General features: G+C 64.1%; 17 protein-coding genes. 4 read left to right on the forward strand and 13 right to left on the reverse strand.

Translation table 11 applies throughout. The features are described from left to right. The first annotated feature begins 10 nt into the window (after positions 1–10). Positions 11–3922, forward strand: a complete 3912-nt coding sequence (locus tag KUV41_RS13525) for an AAA family ATPase (RefSeq protein WP_206938206.1) — start codon at positions 11–13, stop codon at positions 3920–3922. Between the two features lie 174 nt (positions 3923–4096). On the opposite strand, the gene KUV41_RS13530 is transcribed toward KUV41_RS13525, so the two are convergent. Genes KUV41_RS13530 through queC form a run of 4 tightly spaced genes read right to left on the reverse strand, consistent with a single transcriptional unit; the run spans position 4097 to position 6627 of the window. After that, entirely contained in the window at positions 4097–4420 is a 324-nt protein-coding gene (locus KUV41_RS13530) for a YkgJ family cysteine cluster protein (RefSeq protein ID WP_222486564.1), read from the reverse strand. A gap of 8 nt (positions 4421–4428) precedes the next feature. After that, positions 4429–5268 carry a 6-carboxytetrahydropterin synthase gene (locus tag KUV41_RS13535; RefSeq protein WP_222486517.1) on the reverse strand — a complete coding sequence of 280 codons (840 nt, stop codon included), beginning with the start codon at positions 5266–5268 and terminating at the stop codon, positions 4429–4431. Further along, positions 5268–5918, reverse strand: a complete 651-nt coding sequence (gene queE, locus KUV41_RS13540; RefSeq protein WP_222163176.1) for a 7-carboxy-7-deazaguanine synthase — start codon at positions 5916–5918, stop codon at positions 5268–5270. The genes KUV41_RS13535 and queE overlap by 1 nt, the downstream gene beginning before the upstream one ends. Next, the gene (gene queC / locus KUV41_RS13545) at positions 5911–6627 is read right to left on the reverse strand and encodes a 7-cyano-7-deazaguanine synthase QueC (RefSeq protein WP_206938226.1); all 717 of its coding nucleotides are present in this window, start codon (positions 6625–6627) and stop codon (positions 5911–5913) included. The genes queE and queC overlap by 8 nt, the downstream gene beginning before the upstream one ends. A gap of 480 nt (positions 6628–7107) precedes the next feature. Here queC and yegQ point away from each other — a divergent pair, with 480 nt between their 5' ends. Then, entirely contained in the window at positions 7108–8460 is a 1353-nt protein-coding gene (gene yegQ, locus KUV41_RS13550; RefSeq protein WP_222486518.1) for a tRNA 5-hydroxyuridine modification protein YegQ, read from the forward strand. A 208-nt stretch (positions 8461–8668) separates the two neighbouring features. Beyond that, the gene (locus KUV41_RS13555; protein ID WP_222486519.1) at positions 8669–9079 is read left to right on the forward strand and encodes an SRPBCC family protein; all 411 of its coding nucleotides are present in this window, start codon (positions 8669–8671) and stop codon (positions 9077–9079) included. A 2-nt stretch (positions 9080–9081) separates the two neighbouring features. Here the strand turns inward: KUV41_RS13555 and KUV41_RS13560 are convergent, their stop codons facing one another. The 9 genes from KUV41_RS13560 to KUV41_RS13600 all read right to left on the reverse strand — a co-directional run bounded on the left by KUV41_RS13560 (position 9082) and on the right by KUV41_RS13600 (position 19454). Beyond that, complete coding sequence (locus KUV41_RS13560) at positions 9082–10584, reverse strand: GGDEF domain-containing protein (protein ID WP_261396056.1); 1503 nt, start codon at positions 10582–10584, stop codon at positions 9082–9084. 168 nt (positions 10585–10752) lie between these two features. Continuing rightward, the gene (locus KUV41_RS13565; RefSeq protein ID WP_206938244.1) at positions 10753–10989 is read right to left on the reverse strand and encodes a DUF2789 domain-containing protein; all 237 of its coding nucleotides are present in this window, start codon (positions 10987–10989) and stop codon (positions 10753–10755) included. 95 nt (positions 10990–11084) lie between these two features. Further along, entirely contained in the window at positions 11085–12131 is a 1047-nt protein-coding gene (locus tag KUV41_RS13570; RefSeq protein WP_222486521.1) for an asparaginase, read from the reverse strand. A 53-nt stretch (positions 12132–12184) separates the two neighbouring features. Further along, on the reverse strand, positions 12185–13408 hold the full coding sequence (locus tag KUV41_RS13575) for an MFS transporter (protein WP_261396050.1): 1224 nt from the start codon (positions 13406–13408) through the stop codon (positions 12185–12187). Between the two features lie 78 nt (positions 13409–13486). Further along, entirely contained in the window at positions 13487–13987 is a 501-nt protein-coding gene (locus KUV41_RS13580) for a hypothetical protein (RefSeq protein WP_222239373.1), read from the reverse strand. Between the two features lie 102 nt (positions 13988–14089). Next, a complete protein-coding gene (locus tag KUV41_RS13585; protein WP_222163183.1) occupies positions 14090–15460 on the reverse strand; it encodes a DEAD/DEAH box helicase in 1371 nt (456 codons plus the stop codon). 201 nt (positions 15461–15661) lie between these two features. Further along, positions 15662–16246, reverse strand: a complete 585-nt coding sequence (locus KUV41_RS13590) for a membrane integrity-associated transporter subunit PqiC (RefSeq protein ID WP_206938266.1) — start codon at positions 16244–16246, stop codon at positions 15662–15664. A 77-nt stretch (positions 16247–16323) separates the two neighbouring features. Then, positions 16324–18012 (reverse strand): intermembrane transport protein PqiB, encoded by a 1689-nt coding sequence (pqiB, locus tag KUV41_RS13595; protein WP_206938275.1) that lies wholly within the window; start codon positions 18010–18012, stop codon positions 16324–16326. Beyond that, entirely contained in the window at positions 18009–19454 is a 1446-nt protein-coding gene (locus tag KUV41_RS13600) for a paraquat-inducible protein A (protein ID WP_315900591.1), read from the reverse strand. Before KUV41_RS13600 ends, pqiB begins: the two co-directional genes overlap by 4 nt. A gap of 166 nt (positions 19455–19620) precedes the next feature. Between KUV41_RS13600 and KUV41_RS13605 the strand changes: the two genes are divergently transcribed. Next, the gene (locus KUV41_RS13605) at positions 19621–20619 is read left to right on the forward strand and encodes a calcium/sodium antiporter (RefSeq protein WP_222163184.1); all 999 of its coding nucleotides are present in this window, start codon (positions 19621–19623) and stop codon (positions 20617–20619) included. The last annotated feature ends 188 nt before the right edge of the window (positions 20620–20807 follow it).

The following is a 20807-nucleotide window of genomic DNA, read 5'->3' on the forward strand; positions in this document are numbered from 1 at the left end:
GGACACCATCATGCGGGACGCCCAACACGATGCTTCCCAGATAATCGACCAGGATCACCTGGCACTCTTCGGGCACTTTTCCCTGAGCCTGGGAGACGATGTCCTCGTTCAATTCAGCTACGACAAGGTCAAGGCATTACTGGTGTATCTGCTGCTGCATCAGCAGCCGGTCAACCGCGCCACACTGGCAGAACTGCTGTGGCCCGATCAGGGCCTGTCATCAGGCAGGACCAATCTGCGTCATGCACTGCACTGCCTGAGACAGTCTCTGGGGGATGAGGCCGACAAGGTGCTGACCGTGTCGCGCCAGACCATTGCCTTCCAGCTGCCGTCCCAGTGGGGCTTCGATGTACATGGCTTGCAGCGTTTGCTCGAGGGCAAGCGCGATATCGACACCCTCAAGACGATTCTTGAGCTGTATCGCGGAGATCTTGTCGAAGAGCTGCAGCTACCTGCCTGTCCTGACTTTCAGCGCTGGCTGATTCAGGTGCGTAACGAGTGGCGTCAGCGCGTCATCCGCTTTGCTGAAGACGTGCTGGACCAGGAGGGCGAAGCGCCTGATCAACTGCTGCAGGATCTGGTCAGCCGTTTCTCAGGCTACGCACCGTTTCACGAGCGACTGGTTCGCCAGCTGGCCGAGCAGGGTCAGATGGCGGCCGCTCACGAGCAGTACAACAGCTTCCTGCAGCTGCTGGCGCTGTCCGGCCAGCAGCCTGACCCCGGCTTCCTGCAGCTGGCCGCCTATTGGTCAGACAGCCAGGCCGATAGTGGTTCGCTGTCGCCCAAGGGAGCGTTCTCACGCACCTTGTCCGTGGACAGTCCACCTCTCAGTGAAGACGAAGTCGAGCATCGTCAGCTGTCCGTCATGGCAATCCGCCTGAGCCTGCAAGGCGACATGGGCAGCCGCGCGGAGACCCGTGCCTGCCTGGCGCTGCAGATCGAGCTGATGCGCTGGCTGGAAAAGCAATGTCATCACCTGGGTGGGTTCTGGCTGCCCGGTGCGACCGGCGGCCTGGGGCTTGCCTGTTTCGGTACCCATGGCCCGGCCCACCAGCTGGCTGAACTGGTTGCGCTGTACGAGCACTGCCGTCGGCTGCTGGATGAAGAATGCCAGCGCCATTGGACGGGCGAGGGCAGTGTACCGACCATCGAGCTGGCCGCCGGGTTGAACAGTGGCCAAGTGGTATACCTTCCAGCACGTCATCTGGTAGATCCGCTTGGCCAGGTGACCCAGGGGGCACTGAATTTGATGAGTGCCGCCGAGGGCAGCGAGCTGGTCATCTCCCAGGAGGCCAGTCAGCACATGCCTCCTGCACTGGACCTCCAGCCTCGGTTGTTTTCTCGGTTGGTCGCCAGCGATGGCCGGGTGCGCCTGCGGGCGCTGGTGCTGGGCAGCAACGAAGGCGGGCGCGACGCCATGCCACCCAGCCTGGTGGGCCGCGAGAATGCGCTGCGCATGTTGCGTGATGCCCTGGCGAGGGCAGGCATTGGCCTGCGCCAGAGCGTGTTGGTCAAAGGGCCATCCGGTCTCGGAAAGTCGGCCCTGCTGGTAGGTTTCCGTCACCTGGAGCAGAGCCGTGACGCGACGATCTGCTGGCAGCCGAATACCCGCATGTCGGTTCAGGAACCCTATGGAGTGGCGCGTCAGCTGCTGCGCTGGCACCTAGGGGGTGAGCTCGATGCCGAGGGGTTAAGCGGACTGGTCGAGCGCCTGGGGCTGGGTGAACTTGACGACAACGACCGGCAATGGCTGGAAGAGGCCATGGGCATCCGGGATGCCCAGGAGAGCACCTTGCTGGCCAAGAGCAGCGAGGCGGTGGAAGCTGTCGTCTCCCTGTTGCACGGCCTGGTGCTCGAGCTGTCACAGGATCGGCCGCTGGTACTGATGATCGATGACCTGCAATGGGTCGACGAGCCCTCCTTCAAGGTGCTGGCCGGACTGCAGGCCCGCCTTCCGATCAACTGCCCGCTGCTGTTGATCGCCAGTCATCACGGACGTGAGTCACTCCCGACTCGCCTGCACTGGGACCAGCAGATCACGCTGGGCCGTCTTGATGCGATGCAGTCGTCGCGGCTGCTGACCCAGCTGGCTCGACGTTATCGGCTGCACCTGTCACCGCGCTTGCGAGGTCAGATCATCGAGCGCTGTGATGGGGTGCCGCTGTATCTGCAGGAGATCTGCCGCCGCCTCGATATGGATCGACGTGAAGGCCGTAGCGTTCAGCTAGATGAGCTTCCCCACGGGTTGCTGGGCCTTCTGACCAGCCGGATCGACCAGCTGGACGTGGATCGTGAAGTTGCCCACGTGGCCGCCGTGCTGGGGCGTAACTTCCGTTTCGACTTTCTGGCCGAATGTAGCGGTTGGGAGCCCGATCGTCTGGGCAAGGCGCTGGAGGAAATGCGCCGGCTGGAGATCATCGAGATCGCTGACGGTGAAGCGGGCGCAAAGCAGTATCAGTTTACCCATCAGCTGCTCCACGAAGCCGCCTATCTATCCTGTCCCCGGGATGTGCGAGTCGACATGCATCGCCGCGTCGTGCAGTTGATCGAAGAACGCTTCCCGATGTGGATCAGCCGCCACCCCGGCGATTTCGCGATGCACTTGCGGCGCAGCGGACATTACGCGCGGGGTGCTCGCTACTTCGAACTGGCGGCACGAGAGGCCCTCAAGGTCAGCGCCAATCGCACGGCACTGAAGATGGCCGATGCGGGACTCGCGAGCCTGCGTCAGGTCGAACGACAGGCCGAGCGAGAAATCAGCCTGCTGACGGTCCGAGGTCAAGCCGCCTTTGCACTGGAGGGACACGGTTCTCCCACTGCCCACGAGAGTTTCGTCAAGGCCAGGGAGCTTCTGACCGAGTGCACCACGGATCTTGAGGACGAGGACGATCTCGAGCAGGCCTTCCTGGTCAAGTGGGGGCTATGGGTGGGCTGCAGTCAGCGTAACGCCCATGCCGATGCCTTCCTGCTGGCGTCACGTCTGAACGATCTGGCGGTGCGGCTGGAGGATCCCCGCTATCAGCGGCTGGCAGACTATGCCGGCGCCAATTGCGAGTACTGGGCGGGGCGCATTCGTCAGGCCTATGACCACCTCGAGGAACTGGATCCGCTCAATAACCCGATGATGATCGAGTGGCTGCCGTTCTCCGATCATCCTCAGGTGGCGGCGGCCTGCTTCCAGGGCTGGACGCTGTGCCTGAGGGGTGACTATCAGCGGGCTGAGCGACACGTGGAGTCCGCGATCCGACTGGCGGAAGAGATTCATCACCCCGGTAGCCTGGCGATGGCATTGATGTACGCCGCCGCCTTGTACCGCCAGCTGGGCCATGTGCACGAGGCCGCCCATCGCGCGCAGCGCGCGTTCGAGTTGACCGGAAGCTCCGATCTGCACCTGTGGCAGGTGTCCTCGCGGGCGGTGGTTGGCTGGCAGCGTGCGCTGGCGGGCAGCCGTGACGGCTTGCAACAGCTTCAGGCCGCCCACGAGGAACTGGCCGAGATCACTGGGCGAGATCCTTGCCAGCGTCCCAACTTCTGGTATGTGGACGCCTGCCTGGCCATGGGGGAACTGGAACAGGCCGAGGACTATCTCGACCAGTGCCTGCTGCTGGCCAGAGAACGCGCGACTCTGTTCGTTCCGGAGCTGGCCATTCAGTTGGCGCGGGTGAGGCGCCAGATCGGCCGTGATCTCGACTCGGTGCGCACCTTGGCCGAGCTGGCGAGACAGCAGGCCAAGCGCGACGGCAACCTGCATCAGCAGCTCTGTGCGCTGGAACTCTGGTTGAGCCACGTCGACGGCAATGATGATGCCGCCCACGATGAGTTCCGTCAGCTGTTGGCCCAGGTCTCGCTGAGTGACGCCCCGGTGCTGATTCGCTGGCGCGCCTTGCTGGATCGGCGAGTATCGCAGACTAGCGGAGCCTGATCTGCCCATCACGAGCGCTAGTGTTCTGGAGGGCCGTGACGCTTTTTTCGAAACGTCTCAAGGGCCCCAGTAGCAGGGCCCAGTGGCCAAGACCCCGACAGGCTAACCTGTTGGGGTCTTGTCGTCATAGAGCAGGGCGTGAGTCGTCCTGTAGTGTGGCGGAGGGGGTGCTGCTCACGTCATCTGCTCCAGAGCCGTGATGCGCTCAAGCGCTTCATCGCGATGGGTACCGCAGAGGTCAGCATCAAAGTCGAAGCGTGCGCATACCGCCGGGCGTTCGGGCGAGCCAAACAGCTTGCACAGGTGATCGCTGTCGAGCTGGACGCAGCGCACGCCGGCCGGTTTTCCCTCAGGCATGCCCGGTATCGGCGAGCTGATCGACGGGGCGATGCAACAGGCGCCACACCCCGGCCGACAGTCGAGGTGGCCAGATGCCTGGGCTTCTGTCGCTGGTGATGCCGCCGCGGCGACGGCAATCAGCTTGTCCGTGGACCTCATCGTCATGATCAGTGGGGGGCCTTGGCCGTGGCGGTGGCACCCTTGTCCACGCCCTCGTAGGCGCGCACCCAGGTATCAATACCCGTGTCCCGTGCAACGTGTTCGGCCAGCCACATGGCGATTCGTTCGACGGTGGTCGCGCCAGGCAGGCAGCGGCAGCGTTCCCGGGGCAGCCGCAGCTGGAAGCGCCCCTGGGGTGCCTGATAGGCGCTGACCAGGGCGTCACCCTCTACGCAGACCAGGTCATGCTCGTCCACCAGGTAGCTGTCATCCAGCCAGCGTGCATAGTGCTCCTCAAGTCCAGGCTGGCGACTGCCGCGCTGGATGATCTCGAGCCGCGAACGATGGCCGTGGGCAATGCGCTGACAGTTCCCGGCGTGGCGCCTGAGGCCGTGGCTGTAGGTATAGGCGGCGCCGTCAATTGACTCATCGCTCAGGTATAGCTCGATGTGCTCGACCCGCTCTGGCGGATGGCGCAGCAGTTGGCGCGACAGATGCTCGGCCATGGCAGCCTGGGTGATTCGTGGCCAGGGCAACAGGGTAAACGCCTGTCGTGGGCCGCGGACTTCCATGGGGTAGGGCGATGAGGTACGCACACACAGTCCCTCACGGCACTCACTGACCTCTACCCCGGGAGCTTGCGTAGGCACCAGCAGTGTATGGTCGGCACCGCTATCAAGGCGTGACTTGATCCATGGCTTGACCTCGCCGAAGTCAAACAGCATGCCATCCTCACCCAATGCACCGTCGAGGGTGGCATCCACTTGCCAGCTGGCCCCGATCAGACCACGGTCCGGGCACCACAGCGACACGTCGAGGTGCGTCAGTCGTCGTACAAAGAGTGCCATCAGTCGATTCCTGCGATCTTGTGGGTTTGCAGCGACAGCCGCCAGCGTGGATGAGCCATGCAGTGGGCGACGGTGGCTTGCAGTGGCGTGGCAGGCGCATCGCTGGCGACCAGCGAGGTGTCCATTGGCTGCAGCAGAAAGTGATCGAACTGCATCGCTTCAAAGGCCTCCGGCGGCGCCTCGGCCTGGGGAAAGACCAGCTTCAGCTCGTCACCATGGCGCTGCGCCAGCGGGGCGGCGCCCTTGGGACTGACGCACAGCCAGTCGATGCCCTCCGGGGCCGGAAGTGTGCCGTTGGTTTCGACGCCGATCTCGAAGCCCGCCCTGTGCATGGCCTCGATCAGCGGTGTGTCGAGCTGCAGCAAGGGCTCCCCTCCGGTAAACACCACGTAGGGAATGACTCGGGAATCGCTGTGGGGCCAGAGTGAGGCGAGGTGAGCGGTCAGCGCCTCTGCAGTGGAAAATTTCCCACCGTTCTGACCGTCCGTGCCGACGAAATCGGTATCGCAGAAGTGGCACTGTGCGCTCGCGCGGTCCTGCTCACGACCGGACCACAGGTTGCAGCCAGTAAAGCGACAGAACACGCTAGCCCGCCCGGCCTGTACGCCTTCGCCCTGCAAGGTATAGAAGGCTTCCTTGACGCTATACATCCTGCGTGGCTCCAACCGCCGGTTGGGCGTCTTCTGCTGCAGCAGCATAGGCTAGTGGATCCGTGACGCCCTGGGCCGCGAAGGCGGCGAGGCGCTCACGGCAGCTGCCACAGCGGCCACAGGCCAGTGGGCGTCCCTCGTAGCAGGTCCATGTGTGGCGGTAGTCCAGGCCCATGGCAAGCCCATCGGCGAGGATGTCGCTCTTGCTGGCATTGAGGTAGGGCGCATGTATGGCCACCGGGGAGAAGTTGGCGATGGCGGCCACGTCGTTCATCTTGTGCACGAATTCCGGGCGACAGTCGGGGTAGAGCACGTGATCACCACCATGAGCCCCGTAGTCCACGCGGCTGGCGCCAATATTCACCGCCTTGGCGATGGCCAGTGAAAGCAGCACCATATTGCGGTTCGGGACCACCGTGGCACTCAGGTTGTCCTCGGCGTAGTCCCCGTCGGGCATGGCGCGGGCTGCATTGGTCAAGGCGGAGTTGTCGATCAAGCCGTGGATGGCGGTGATGTCGACCACTTGATGGGGAATCTTCAGTTCCTGGCACACCTGCCGCGCCACCTCGAGCTCACGGGCGTGACGCTGCCCGTAGTCGAAGGACAGGGCATGTACCTTGAGGCCCTCGCGAAGGGCGCGATGAAGAACGGTATAGGAATCCATGCCACCGGAGTAGATCACCACGGTGGTGGCGGGAGTAGGGCTCATGCTGAATATCTCGAGTCGGAGAATTTGGGGGAGGCGACTCGTTGTCGCCAGGGGCCGGGGTCCGGTCCGGCTAGATGCCATGGGCAATGTCGCTGCCTGACTTGAGTGGCTTAAGTGCTTAAGTCGCTTAAGGGCTTAATTTGCTTAAGTGCATAGGCGGCTCAAGTGTCAGCGAGACACGCCGGCGCTGGAGCATTCTCTCGCCAGCACCTGCCTGTGGCGCCGCATAGGGTACCGAAAGGTGGGGAACAAGGCCAGGCACCTTTGATGCCGATCATTTGCGCCTCGTCAATATCGGACGTTCCCTGGCATGGCATGCTGCCGGGCCCGCACTGCGGTGTCTGAGCTGCGGCGTCTGAGCTGCGGTGTCTGAGCTGTGGTGTCTGAGCTGTAGAAGGAACCAGGATGTCCAGCCAGTCTTGGCTAGACATACGCTCCGCCGTATTGCCTTGACCATTACCCCTGACGAGAATCGCCACCATGCATGCCCCTGAACTGCTGTCCCCGGCCGGCACCTATCGCCATATGCGCTTCGCCTTTGCCTACGGTGCGGATGCGGTCTACGCGGGCCAGCCCCGCTATTCGCTGCGGGTGCGCAACAACGACTTTGGCTTGGATAATCTGCTGCGTGGTATCGAACACGCCCGCAGCCAGGGCAAACGCTTTTACGTGGCGTCCAACATCGCCCCGCATAACGCCAAGCTGCGAACCTACCTCGATGACATGGCGCCGATTGTCGAGGCGTCACCCGACGCACTGATCATGTCCGATCCAGGCCTGATCACGATGGTGCGGGAGCGCTGGCCCGAACAGCCCATTCACCTGTCGGTGCAGGCTAACGTGGTCAACCACGCGGCGGCCCGGTTCTGGCAGGCCCAGGGGATATCCCGGATCATCCTGTCACGGGAGCTGTCCCTCGAGGAAATCGCCGAGATTCGCGCCGAGTGTCCGAGTCTCGACATCGAGACCTTTGTTCACGGGGCGCTGTGCATCGCCTACTCAGGTCGCTGCCTGTTGTCCGGTTACTTCAATCGTCGAGACCCCAACCAGGGGACCTGCACCAATGCCTGCCGCTGGCAGTACCAGACTCACGCGGCCACCACGGATGACTGTGGCGACCTGGTACCCACCAGCGCTCAGCCGTCGGTGTTGATCGAGGACCCGCAGCGCTCGGGGGAGCTGATGCCGGTCCATGAGGACGAGCACGGCAGCTACATCATGAACTCCAAGGACTTGCGAGCGGTCCAGCACGTGGCAAGGCTAGTCGAGATGGGCGTCAGCTCGCTGAAGATCGAAGGGCGCACCAAGTCTCCCTACTACGTTGCCCGCACCGCCCAGGTCTATCGTCGTGCCATCGACGATGCCGTGGCGGGACGGCCGTTCGACAGGCGACTGATGGATGAGCTCGAGAACCTCGCCAATCGCGGCTATACAGAAGGCTTCTACCGCCGTCACGTACACGACGAGTATCAGAACTACGAGCGCGGGCACTCGATTGGCGTGCACCAGCAGTTTGTGGGAGAGGCGCTGGGCATGGAGCGTGAAGGGTGGCTCGAGGTTGCCGTCAAGAACCGCTTCGAAGTCGGGGATGGGGTGGAGTTGATGCTGCCGACCGGCAATCGGCGCTTTACCCTAAAGGCAATGATGTCGTCCAGCGGTCGTCCCCTGGAGGTGGCGCCTGGCGACGGGCACCGCGTGCGCCTGGCGTTGGAGGGCGAGTCATTGAGCGCTGCGGCGCGCAGCCAGGAGGCGCTTGGCTTTGGGCTGCTGCTGAGGGATCTTCCCGCTGCTCGCCAGGGTGCCGTACCTTTACAGGAAGACGTGCAACCCTGATGCTGGGGCTTGTACGAAAAGTGCCTGCGCTTGGTGATACGGCGTTAAAAATCAACTTAAAATGCTCATTTACACCTCGTAAACTGCGCTTTCTCACCGATTTTTGCCTTGTCTAACCTTCGCTCGTCGACTTTTCGGACAAAGCCTCGGGCTCAAGTGGCGCCACGGGTTGAGCGGGCGCCGGGACTTTCTGGCTCAGGATGCTGCCATGGCCACCATTGAACATAGCGCTGTTCTCGCCGCGCCACCGGAGCGGGTGTTCGCCCTGCTCGAGAACGTCGAGGACTTCGCCGACTACTCCGACCTGATCACCTCGATCGAAGCCTTGGGAGATGATCGTTACCGCTGGCACGTTCATGCGGTGGCGATGGACTGGACCTTCGATGTTCAGTTGACCGAGAAGTCGGCACCGTACCGGCTGGCGTGGCAATCGGTCGATGGGGTCAGCAATGAAGGGCGCTATGATCTTGAGCGCGTGGAAGAGGGCACCCGGGTCAGCCTGACCATCGACTATCGGATCCGCAATCGCCTTCTCGAGAAGGCGGTCAACCGAGCCGCCAAGCCGCTGGTCAGCAAGGTCAGCGCCCAGATCCTCGAGCGTGTCGAGGCTCGCCTGTGACGTCAGAGCTGTTCCTCGACCCCCTGGTCGCTGGCCTCGCTGTCGTGCTGGATGCGGGCGCGCCCTGACGCCTTGGCACCGTACATCTGCTTGTCGGCTGCGGCGATCAGAGCCGCTGCATCGGTGCGCGGCATCTCGGGTAGCCACTGCGCCACGCCGATCGATGCGGTGACCTGCAGCGGCCGCTGTTCCACGCTGGCCATCGGTTGTCGGGCCAGCCATTGCTCGATGCGTCGTGCGACCTCAAGTGCGCCGGACGCTGGCGTGCCTGCGAGGGCGATCACGAACTCTTCGCCTCCGTAGCGCGCGGCTAGGTCGTTGGCCCTGACGGCATCGCGCAGCGTGGCGGCTACGTTGACCAGCACGATATCGCCGATGCGGTGGCCATACTGGTCATTCAGCTGCTTGAAGTGATCAAGATCGATAAACAGAAGCGACAGCGGACGACTCGTGGAGTAGGCCTCATGCAGCATGGTGCCGAGGCGCTGTTCCAGGGCGGCTCGGTTGGCAAGTCCCGTCAGCGCATCCGTGGTCGCCTTTACGTCCAGGGCCTCGTTGTCACGCTTGAGCGCGGTCAGCTGGGTTTCACGATGATGCAGCTGTTCGACCAGGTGGAGCGTCAGTCCATGCAGCTGCTGTTTCCCGGCGAGCAGCAGGCGTTCAATGTCCGCTTCCGGTGACAACAGGGCAGCCAGGAAGCCGGGGAGGGTGCCCATGGCGTCGTCGAGCTGGCGGGTCAGCACCAGCTGCGTCTCATCGGCCAGGCCCGTGGTCAGCCTGAATCGGTGCAGACTGGCATCGATCGCCGCGCTATCGCCTGCCAGGCAATGACGCGATAGGTCATTGGCCAGGCGCAGGCAGCAGACGTCCAGCCAATGGGTCGTCATCTCGCTATCGACATCTTCCTCGAGCCTTGCCAGTACGGCGTGGGGCAGCTGCCAGCGTTCGACCAGCCAGCGTGAGGCCTGCTCGCGAGTGCAGCCCAATGCCGCGCGCTCGATGGACTGGCGCTGGCCCTTGTCGTCGGCCTCGGCGATCAGCGCAAAATAGCCAGGATCGACCCCGTGCAGGACCAGCATCCCGATGTCCTGAAGCAGTGCCTGGGTGGTCAGTTCCGTGACATGTTCTGGCCGCAGCACTGTGGCAATGGCTCGGGTCAGATGGGTCGTTGCCAGGGTCTGGCGCCAGTAGTCCTTCAAGGGGCCGCGGACGGCGTCACGAATCAGCGTGAAGCCGAGCAGGGCGGTCAGGGTGCCATCGACACCCAGTCGCGCCACGGCGTCGGCATGACAGCTTAGTGGTTTGCCGCCCCGGCGGTAGTACGGGCAATTGGCCAGCTTGAGCAGCTGCAGGCACAGGGCCGGGTCCTTGGCGACAAGCTCGACAAAATCTGTCAGTGGGGCGTCATGATCGTTGGCCAATGTCAGCAGTTCACCCACGACGGAGGGGAGCGACGGCAGTCGCTGTGCGGTTTCAAGTCGTGCTTCGATATCCGGAGAAAGCATGCTCACAGGGGCGCCGAGTCAAGTTCGTTGAAGGGGATAGTACCACCCAGGCATGCCCCTTCTGCGGGAGCAGTGCCTGTGGGATGAATGACAGATGATGGCAGTTCCATGACCGCCATCGCTGTCCCGCTGGCCGCTACCAAGGCCGAATGTCGCGGATGATGAGCGTCACGGTTTGCGCAGCGACGCATTCAGGTGATCGACGACCTCGGCCCAGTCCGCGTCCGCCTCGATGGCCTCGCGCAGGAACTCGGCTTGGCCTTCGTTCCAGCAGGCGGCATCCGGTAGCTCGACGTCCTCGGGGATTGGCGCGTTGCGGTCGATGAAGCGCTTGATCGCCTCGGGTTCCGATGCCAGTCCCAGCTGTTCGAACAATTCACTGAACGGGTGATCCGGGTGTTCCATGGACGTCTCCTCATCCTCACGGTTCTCCCTAACCTTACTCCATCGTTCTCGTTGGGGAAGACCATGAGCACAAAAAAGTTGTCTTGGTCTGCCCTTCAGCCGCGCTCGCCTACCAGCGGCGTGCGGAACAGCTCGCGCCGCTGGGCAGAGTCGAGAGGGAGAGACAGCAAATGGACGAGCTTGGTGAAGGCCGCTTCCGGGGTCATGTCATCCCCTGAGACCACCTCCGCCGCCGCCAGCAGCTGACCGGCGACGTAGTGACCGATAGCGATGGTGCCCTGGGGGCACTGGCTGATGGCCACCAGCAACTTGCCTTGGCCGCTGGCTTCAGCAAGTACCGCGCCGAGCTGCGGATCGTCAGGCACATTGCCGCCTCCCCACACCTCCAGCAGGGCGCCTTCGACTCTGTCATCATCCAGCCAGGCCGCCAGCTGCCAGGGGCGAATGCCCGGCCACAGCGGAATGCGCACGACCTTGTCGCCAAGCCCACGGTAGTCGCCGAGCTCGAACCGCGGGGCGCCGCGCTGCATGGCATCAAGACCGCGAGACTCATGCAGCTGCCATTGGCCGGAGGCACATTCGCCGAGGAGCGGTGCGTTGGGGCTGGTGAAGGCGTCGCTGTCACGAGCGTGCCATTTACGGCTGCGGCAGCCGCGCAGCAGCTTGCCGGCGAAGCACACGGCCACTTCCTGCAGCTGTGGCATCGCGGCGAAGCCGAGCGCGTCCACCAGGTTGTCCAGTGCATCGCTCTCCGCGGCGGCCAGCGGCGCCATGGAGCCGGTTACCACCACTGGGCGGTCGATCCCTTGCAACTGGAAGGCCAGGCTCGAGGCTGTCCAGGCCAGGGTGTCGGTCCCGTGCAGCACCACGATGCCGCGATAGGACAGGTAGTGGTCGGCCACCAGCCGGGCGAGCGTTGCCCAGTCTTCCGGCTGAGCGCTGCTTGAATCGATGGGTGTGGCCACCTCCAGCCACTCGAAGGCGGGCAATGAGGCGCGCCGCTGCGCTGGCAGCTCGTCGACGGCACGGCGGACCCTGGCCTCCATATCGGGGCCAGGAGCAAGGCCATGGGGCGTATCGACCATACCGATGGTGCCGCCGGTATAGATGACCAGTACCGCTGCGTGGTGATAGGAGTTCATGTGGCGATGTCCTAAGGGTGAAACGGTGAAACGAGGCCTACAGGCCATGTCATCTAGCGACGGCGAGATGCCTGTCGGGTGATGACGTTGTCGTTGTCATCGAAGGTCAGCTGGCGCTGGCGCCCGGCCAGCCAGGCACAGCAGGCGGCGGCCGCCGCGATACCCATCAACACGTAGGCCACCACGCTGACCGGAGCCTGGTGGTCCAGCAGGATGCCAATGCTCAGGGGGCCAAGTGACGCGAGGGCATAGCCGCCACCCTGGGCCAGCCCTGACAGGCGTCCCGCCAGGCGGGCGTCGGCAGTGCGCAATACAATCAAGGTCAGTGCCAGGCTGAAGTTGCCGCCTTGTCCAAGGCCCAACAGCAGTGCGCCCAGATAGCGCAGCGAGGTATCCGCCATCAGCAGCACCCATAGCCCACTGGCGGTGGCGCCCATCACCAGCAGCAGCGCAGGCCGTTGATCACGCCCGAAGCGTGCCAGCCACGGTGCCAGTAACGCCGAAATCAGCTGGACCATGACCGACATGCCCATCAGCAGGCCAGCCTCGGCCTCGCCGATGCCACGTTGCATCAACAGGGTCGGCAGCCAGCCGAACACGATGTAGGCCAGTGAGGATTGGGTCCCCATCAGCAGGGCGACCTGCCAGGCCAGCGGCTGGCGTAGCAGTCCCTTGGTCATGCCGGTTCCCACGTCCGCGCGGGCGCCTGGTGTGGCTGGCGTGCGCGGCATGTAACGTTCCCAGGCGATCAGCGCCGCCACCGCCAGCAGGGCCCAGGCGGCAAGGCTGCGCGTCCAGTCGCCCAGCAGATCCGTCAGCGGAATCGCCAGGCCTGCACCAAGCGCGCCTCCCAGGCAGAGGGCCATGGTATAGACACCCGTCATCAGGTCCGCCCCCCGGGGCAGCTCCCGCTTGACCAGTGCCGGCAGCAGCGCTCCGCTCACGCCAATGCCCGCGCCGACCATCAGGGTGCCGGCGAACAGCGCAACGGGGGAGCCCAGGCCACGCAGCAGCAGACCGGCGGCGATGACCCCCAGGCCGATGGACAGCGCACGTTCGGGGCCGTGTTGGCGAGCCAGGCGGGGGGCCAGCGGCGCGAACAGACCGAGGCACAGCACGGGCAGGGTGGTCAGGGCACCGATGGCGGTGGGGGACAGACTGGTGTCCTGCTGTACTCGCGACAGCAGTGGTGCCAGTGAAGACAGCGCGGGCCTGAGGTTAAGGCCGACCAGAACCATCAGCAGAAGAAAGCGCCAGGGCAGCGACGAGGCCTTCATGAGAACTCCTGAAAGATGGCCGACGTGCAGGAGAGCGCGTCAGCGAGGGGCGGCAACCCCTCACTGGCGGCCTTTGGATTACTTCAGGAAGCGGCGAAGGTCGCCACGCACCTGATCATTGAAGGTCAGAAACTGGCTGTGGCGCTCGCCGTCGATGCCGTCGATACGCACTGCCGTGGCCATGCCCTTGTCGACCAGCAGCTGGTCGTAGATTTCCAGCGTGACCTTTTCGACCGGGGTCTCTCCGGGGGCCTGTTGACCATTCTCGAGGCGGAAGGTCTCCAGCAGGCTGGCGCGTACGCGGGTCGCCCCACCCTCGGACAGCACGCGCCGGACGAACAGCCAGCCCTCGCAGGCCAGGGCGACACCGTCGTGGTTGCGCAGGTACAGGGTGCGGTAGCAGGCACCTTGCTCGGCGGCCTTGTCGGCCATGCTGCGATAGGCCTCGGTCATACGATTGGCGCTGACCCTGGCCTCATCTATCTTGGCCTGAGCGCCACGGTGTTCGCTGTCGAGCTGTGCCTGCTTCTGGAAGGCCCGGAAGCGCCGATATTCCTTGATCAGTTCTGGGGTAGCCATGTCGCGTTCCTGCTCAGGTGGGAGAGGCGCTTGAGCGCCCCTCCGTTTCAGTGGCATAGGTTCTGTGACGTAGGTTCAGTAGCGTGCGTTCAGTCGCGTCGCCTAGGCCTGGCCTTGGCGGTTGCCTTGTCCACCGCGGCGGCGCCTGCGGCGAGCGGGCTGGTCGCTGGCATTGCGGTTGTGGCTGTTACCATTGTCGCTACGCTGGCCGCCGTTGCGCTGGTTGCCGCCGCCATTACCGCTGTTACCGCCACCGCTGTTTCTGCTGGTGTTGCCACCTCGGCGCTGACCGCCGCCACGGCGATTGCGCCCGTTTTCGATGGGTTCCGGCTTGGCGTTGGGGTCCGGTTCGAAGCCGGGCTCGATGCGCTTCTCGAGGTCACGCTTGATCAGCCGCTCGATGTTCTTCAGCAGGCCATGCTCGTCGACGCACACCAACGATACCGCCTGGCCTTCGTTGCCGGCACGGCCGGTGCGGCCAATCCGGTGGACGTAGTCTTCGGCCACATTGGGCAGCTCGAAGTTGACGACGTGGGGCAGTTCATCGATATCCAGCCCACGCGCTGCTATGTCGGTGGCCACGAGCACTTGCAGATCACCCGACTTGAAGGCGCCCAGGGCGCGGGTCCGGGCTGACTGGCTCTTGTTGCCGTGGATCGCCATGGCGGTGATGTTGCGCTTGTCCAGATGCTCTGCCAGGCGGTTGGCACCGTGCTTGGTGCGGGTGAACACCAGTACCTGGTACCAGCGATGACTCTCGATCAAATGGGCAAGCAGCTCGCGCTTGCGCTCACGATCCACCCGGTAGACCGCCTGATCCACCGTCTCGGCGGTGGTATTGCGGCGGGCGACCTCGATCATCTCGGGGCGGTCCAGCAGCTTGTCCGCCAGCGCCTGGATCTCGCTGGAGAAGGTGGCCGAGAACAGCAGATTCTGGCGCTTCTCGGGCAGCAGCTTGAGCACGCGGCGAATGTCGTGGATGAAGCCCATGTCGAGCATGCGGTCGGCTTCATCGAGCACCAGGATTTCCACCTGGGACAGGTTGACGTGGCCCTGCTGATGCAGATCGAGCAGGCGACCCGGTGTCGCCACCAGCACGTCCAGACCCGGGCGAATGGCGTCGATCTGCGGCTGCTGGCCGACACCGCCGAAGATGACGTGATGGGTTAGTGACAGGTGCTTGCCGTAATCGCGGACGCTTTCCCCGACCTGAGCGGCCAGTTCCCGTGTTGGTGTCAGCACCAGGGCCCGTATCTGGCGCTTGGCGGGGCGGGGGCCTTCGGCCAGGCGCTGGAGCATGGGCAGGGTGAAGCCTGCCGTCTTGCCGGTGCCGGTCTGGGCACTGGCCAGCAGATCGCCGCCCTTCAGCACCGCGGGGATCGCTTGGCGCTGAATGGGCGTCGGGGTGTCATAGCCCTGTGCCTCGACGGCACGGAGCAATTCGGCACGCAGGCCGAGATCGGAAAAACTCATGCAAACTCCAACACGCACGCACTCGCAGGACGCCAACTGACGGCTGGCGCCGGTCCCGGACAAGGCGTGGGATAAATTCGGCGGGGGACCCCCCGTCACCGTTGCCGGCATGATGCCAGATTTGTTGCGCCAGCGCACCGGCAACCGCCCTTCCAGCGGTCGTCGGTGGTGATGCAGGGGGCGGGTATCAGGCGCTGACCGTCAGGATGCCTGGCGAACCCGAGCGGCGATGGTGTCGGCAACGCCGTCCCAGGTGCGGCCAAGGGCGCGCACCAGGGCGGCATAGCCGTCGCTGTCCAGCGGCTCTCTGGCTTCAAAGCTGTCGCTGTCGATGACCTGGCGTCGGGCATCGCGCAGCAGCCACTGCCCGGAGGTCACCGCGTAGCCATCGTAGTGCCCCTGGAAGCGGTCGATACTGAGCTCCAGGGTCATGGCGCCCTCTGCCGGTCCGCTCGACAACAGCACTCGGCGTCCCGTCAGCCGGTCGGCAAGACGATCACGCAATCCGCGCTCCAGCTGTTGCACCAGGGGGGCGGCCCATTGGTGACTCTTGGCCTGATTGAGGGAGATATCGTCGACCTGCAGGACCACGCCCTCGGCCTCAAGATAATTGGCCAGGCGCGGAGGAGCCACCACCAGTGGAGTGTCGCTGGAGGAGGGGATTCGCGCGTCCTGGCTGCCTGCATCGGCGGGCAGCACGTACTGGGTGACCGGCGTCTCGGCGGTGGCGCAGCCACCCAGCCAAAGTGCCAGCAGGGGAACACAGAGGTGTCTGATTGGCCTCATGGAGAACTCCTTTCCGTTGAGGTCAGTGATGTCATCACATTCGCTGGCCCGGGCCGGCATGGCCCGGGCCGCCTGAGTCAGCGCGGTGCCCGCGGAATCGGGTCTTCCGTCTGGATACTGTCGAACAGCAGGGCCCTTGGGTCATCGCTGATCTTGCGCGCCGCTGGCTGCAGGTCGCGAACCAGGCGCTCGACTTCGTTCAGCGTGCGGGTCAGGTCCTGGTAGGCACTGGACTCCGGTGACAGGCCGCTCAAGGTCTGGCGCAGCTCGTCCAGGGTCTGGTTGATGTTGCCCGGCAGACCCTGGGTCTCCGGGTTGTCCAGCAGGCTGTTCATGCTCTGCACCAGCGTGCGGGCCTGGGTCAGCATGGCTTCCGACACTTGCAGGTTGCGGTCCAGCCCGGACAGGATCGGCTCGATCTCGAGACGATTGAGCTTGTCGAGCAGCGCCGTGACCTGCGCCTGAATCTGCGCCAGGCCCGCCGAGGCGGTGGGGAATACGGGGCGGTCGGCAAAGCTTTCCGCCACGTACTGGCCACGTAGCTCTTCGTCGATCTTGAGGTCCACGAACAGGGCGCCGGTCAGCAGGCTGCCGCTCTTCAGGGTGGCGCGCATGCCGCGCTCGAACAGACGGTTGAAGCGCTCGCGCCATTCCTCCAGGTCAAGGTCATTGGCACCGATGCCAAGGCGCTGCGGCTCGATTCGGATCAGCACCGGAATGGCCAGGCGCTCACGCCCGGGAGGCTGCTTGGCGGTAAAGTTCCAGGGCACCGCGGCCACGGTGCCGATGCGGACGCCACGGAATTCGACCGGGGCACCACGGGACAGACCGCGGACGGTGTCCTCGTTGAGCAGTACGAACTCCAGGTAGCGGTTGAAGGTACCCTGACGCGCCGCCTCCTCGTCGGCATACAGCTCGAAGGTGGCGTCTTCCTCGGCCTCGGGGCCGGCAGGAATGTCATCCGGCACACCGAAGGTCACGCCGCCGCCGAGCAGGGCCTCAAGGGATTCGACTTTCACCTGGAAGCCTTCGGAACCCAGGCTTACGTCGATGCCGCTGGTGCCCCAGAAGCGGGTGTTCTCGGTGACCAGGGTGTCGTAGGGGCTTTCGATGAAGATGCGGTGATGCATGCTCTGGGTCGAGACATCGAATTCGGCCTTCTCCACGCGACCTACGCTGAAGCCTTGAAAGGTCACGGCGTCGCCCACGCTAAGTGAGTTGCCGACCTGGCTGACCAGGTTCAGGCGCAGCCCCTCGGCGCCTGGCGGCGCGACCGGAGGTTCATCGCTGACGTCGAAGTCCCGGGCATCGACCTCGCTGCGGCCCGGCTCCAGCTGAATATAGGCGCCGGACAGTACCGTCCCAAGACCGCTGATGCCCTCGCGGCCGATACGCGGCTTGACCACCCAGAAGTGGGTGTCCTCGACCAGCATCTGCTCGGCCTGGGGCTCCATCTGGGCGGTGATCTCGACGCCGGACAGGTCTTCGCTGAGGGAGACGGACGTCACCTTGCCGACCTCGACGTTACGGGTCTTGATCAGCGTCTTGCCGGCTTCAATGCCGTCGGCCGTGGGCAGATGCAGCGAAATCTGAGGGCCACGGCTGGCATAGTTGTCATAGACCAGCCAGCCGCCGATCAGCAGTGCCACGAAGGGCACTATCCAAACCGGCGACAGGCGTTTCTGCTGGGTCGGTGCGGCACGGTGCATGTCCTGGTCCGGCGGCACTTGATGATCTTCCGGGTGGCGCGAATCGGCGTCACTCATGATGTGCTTCCTTGTTCGTCCTGCGTATGGCGTGTCATCGATGGGGGCGTGTCTTCACCATCCTCGGCGGGATGGTGGATGGCGTCGGTGGGATGGTGGCTGGCCGGTGTATAGGGGGCATGCGTCTTGCTGTCGCCATCCCAGAGCAGACGTGGATCAAAGCTCATCGCGGCCAGCATCGTCACGATCACGACGCCGCCGAAGGCTAGCGACGCCGGGCCCGGGTCCACTGACATCAAGGCGCCCGCCCTGATCAGTGCGACCAGGATCGACACCACGAACACGTCAACCATCGACCAGCGTCCGATCAGTTCCGTCAGACGATACAGCCGAGCGCGAACCACGGAACGCATATTAGGTGCCCTTGGCGCGACCAGGCACAGCCACACCAGCGCCAGCAGCTTGCCGATGGGCACGATGACGCTGGCCACGAAGATCACCAGGGCGACAGGCCAGGAGCCGTGACTGACCAGGTAGATCACCCCGCCGATGATGGTCTGAGGTTCCGCCGAACCCAGGCTGGTGGTGTACATGATCGGGTAGACATTGGCCGGAATGTACAGCACCGCTGCGGTCAGCAGAAGTGCCCAGGTGGTCTGCAGACTGCGTGGGCGCCTGGCGTGAAGCTTCTCGCCGCAGCGTCGGCAGCGACCGTGGCCGTGCTGATCCAGCCGATTGATCAAACCGCAGGTGTGGCAGCCCGTCAGACCCTGGGACGCCGCAGTGGCGCCGGTGCGGGTGCCTTCCGGTGCCAGCGGCTCCCCGGTCAGCGAAAACCACAGCCAGTCCTGATCCAGCGACAGGGTGGTGGCCAACAGCAGTACGGCGTAGATGATGAAGGCCCAGAACGACACTCCGAGCGTGATCTCGGCAAGCCCCGCCACTTTGATCAGCGCGACCATGGTGCCGACGATAAAGACGTCGGCCATCAGCCATGGGGCGATGTGAGACAGTCCCCGTGCCAGCGTGCGACTGTAGGGCAGCCGACGAGGCAGCGTCAGGCTGAGCTGAAGATAGACGACGGTGATCAGATAGAGAGCGGGCAGCACGATGATCGACATCAGCACCATCATGGCGACGATTGGCTGATGATGCTCGAGCATCTGGGTCGCCGTCTGAGCGACCTCGATCTCATTGCCGACGCCCTTGGCACGAAAGCCGATGAACGGGAAGGCCAGGGCCGCCGCCATGGCCACCAAGGCGCTGATCGCCAGCGCCAGACTGCGCTGTGCGGGGAAGGCATGGCGCTTGACCAGATCATGGCCACAGCGTACACAGTCGGCTTCTTCACCGGGGCTCAGCGGGGGGAGTGCCATCACCCAGTCACACTCGTGGCAGGCGCGCAGGCGCCGGCGCGACTTGACGTGTGCCTCGGGTGGAAGATGCTGGGTGACGGATGTCTGGCGCAGCCGATCAATATGGCCGCGAAGGGATGTAGGCACGGTCGTCAATATCCTCCCGTGGGTGGCAGCAGCGAGGCGCTGTGCGGGTACTGGACGTCAGCGCTTTCGTAACAAGCTGATCCTGCGAATTAAAATAGTGTGGCACGTTGACGTGGGTGACACCATAGACAAAGATGCGACCGATATCATGGGCTGAGGAGTTGACATGTTGCTAGCGGTTTCTGCCGTCGTGGGCGGTCTGGTCGTACTGGTGTGGAGCGCAGAGCGGTTCGTCGAGGGGGCGGCAGCCACCGCCAATCGGCTGGGTCTGTCACCTTTGCTGGTCGGTATGCTGGTGATCGGCTTTGGTACGTCGGCCCCTGAATTGACCGTTTCAGCACTGTCTGCCGCCCAAGGGAACCCCGGCCTGGCGCTGGGCAATGCCTACGGCTCCAATATTGCCAATATCGGTCTCATCCTGGGGCTGGTGGCCCTGGTGTCTCCGCTGGCGGTGCACTCCTCGGTGATCCGGCGTGAGTTGCCGGTGCTGGGAGCGGCCACCCTGGTGTCTGCATTGATGATGTGGGGCGGGGTGATCAGCCGGCTGGAAGGAAGCCTGCTGCTACTCGGCTTGCTGCTGTTTATGGTCGTCAGCATCATTCAGAGCCGCCGTGAAGAGGCGGCGGCCAGGGCCGATGCCTTGGCGATGGACACGGTACAGGAACTCGATGCCCATGCGATGTCGCTGGGCAAGGGACTCGCTCTGACGCTTGGTGGCTTGGCGCTGCTGGTTGTCAGCTCGCGCTTGCTGGTGTGGGGCGCCGTCGACATCGCTCAGGGCTTGGGCGTGTCCGACGTGATCATCGGTCTGACGGTGGTGGCGGTGGGCACGTCCTTGCCGGAGCTGGCGTCGTCCATCAGTGCCCTGCGGCGCAAGGAGCATGATCTGGTGCTCGGCAATGTCGTCGGGTCCAACCTGTTCAACACCCTTGGCGTGGTTGGCCTGGCCGCCGTGATTGCGCCCATCGAGGCCGGACGTGAAGTGCTGCTGCGCGACTGGTCGATCATGACCGCCATGACCGTGATGATGGCGGTATTTGCGCTCGGCTGGAAAGGGCGCGCGGGGCGTATCAACCGCTTGGAAGGGGGCGTGCTGGTGGCTGTCTACGCCGTGTATACCGGCTACCTGGTATCGCTGGTGCTGAGCACGACCTCGGGCGCTTGATGCCTGGAGGCGAAGAACAGGCAGGCTGCGCCGTTGTCGTCGTTGACTGACGCGCTAGTAGGCGATTGACGACTGCGGCGTGCGACAATTAGCCATGCGACAGAGGCCGATCTGCATTCTATGCTGGGTGCAGCGCTGGATCGAATGTGCAAACTTTTGCATATTGCGTGCGACGATGGGCCACCAGG

This window comes from Halomonas sp. DP8Y7-1, from assembly GCF_019801685.1.
GTDB lineage: Bacteria > Pseudomonadota > Gammaproteobacteria > Pseudomonadales > Halomonadaceae > Halomonas > Halomonas litopenaei_A.

Excerpts from the sequence above, each read along its gene's own strand:
- KUV41_RS13525 (WP_206938206.1), top strand. The coding sequence starts at position 11 with ATGCGGGACGCCCAACACGATGCTTCCCAGATAATCGACCAGGATCAC.
- KUV41_RS13530 (WP_222486564.1), bottom strand. The coding sequence starts at position 4,420 with ATGAGGTCCACGGACAAGCTGATTGCCGTCGCCGCGGCGGCATCACCA.
- KUV41_RS13535 (WP_222486517.1), bottom strand. The coding sequence starts at position 5,268 with ATGGCACTCTTTGTACGACGACTGACGCACCTCGACGTGTCGCTGTGG.
- queE (WP_222163176.1), bottom strand. The coding sequence starts at position 5,918 with ATGTATAGCGTCAAGGAAGCCTTCTATACCTTGCAGGGCGAAGGCGTA.
- queC (WP_206938226.1), bottom strand. The coding sequence starts at position 6,627 with ATGAGCCCTACTCCCGCCACCACCGTGGTGATCTACTCCGGTGGCATG.
- yegQ (WP_222486518.1), top strand. The coding sequence starts at position 7,108 with ATGCATGCCCCTGAACTGCTGTCCCCGGCCGGCACCTATCGCCATATG.
- KUV41_RS13555 (WP_222486519.1), top strand. The coding sequence starts at position 8,669 with ATGGCCACCATTGAACATAGCGCTGTTCTCGCCGCGCCACCGGAGCGG.
- KUV41_RS13560 (WP_261396056.1), bottom strand. The coding sequence starts at position 10,584 with ATGCTTTCTCCGGATATCGAAGCACGACTTGAAACCGCACAGCGACTG.
- KUV41_RS13565 (WP_206938244.1), bottom strand. The coding sequence starts at position 10,989 with ATGGAACACCCGGATCACCCGTTCAGTGAATTGTTCGAACAGCTGGGA.
- KUV41_RS13570 (WP_222486521.1), bottom strand. The coding sequence starts at position 12,131 with ATGAACTCCTATCACCACGCAGCGGTACTGGTCATCTATACCGGCGGC.
- KUV41_RS13575 (WP_261396050.1), bottom strand. The coding sequence starts at position 13,408 with ATGAAGGCCTCGTCGCTGCCCTGGCGCTTTCTTCTGCTGATGGTTCTG.
- KUV41_RS13580 (WP_222239373.1), bottom strand. The coding sequence starts at position 13,987 with ATGGCTACCCCAGAACTGATCAAGGAATATCGGCGCTTCCGGGCCTTC.
- KUV41_RS13585 (WP_222163183.1), bottom strand. The coding sequence starts at position 15,460 with ATGAGTTTTTCCGATCTCGGCCTGCGTGCCGAATTGCTCCGTGCCGTC.
- KUV41_RS13590 (WP_206938266.1), bottom strand. The coding sequence starts at position 16,246 with ATGAGGCCAATCAGACACCTCTGTGTTCCCCTGCTGGCACTTTGGCTG.
- pqiB (WP_206938275.1), bottom strand. The coding sequence starts at position 18,012 with ATGAGTGACGCCGATTCGCGCCACCCGGAAGATCATCAAGTGCCGCCG.
- KUV41_RS13605 (WP_222163184.1), top strand. The coding sequence starts at position 19,621 with ATGTTGCTAGCGGTTTCTGCCGTCGTGGGCGGTCTGGTCGTACTGGTG.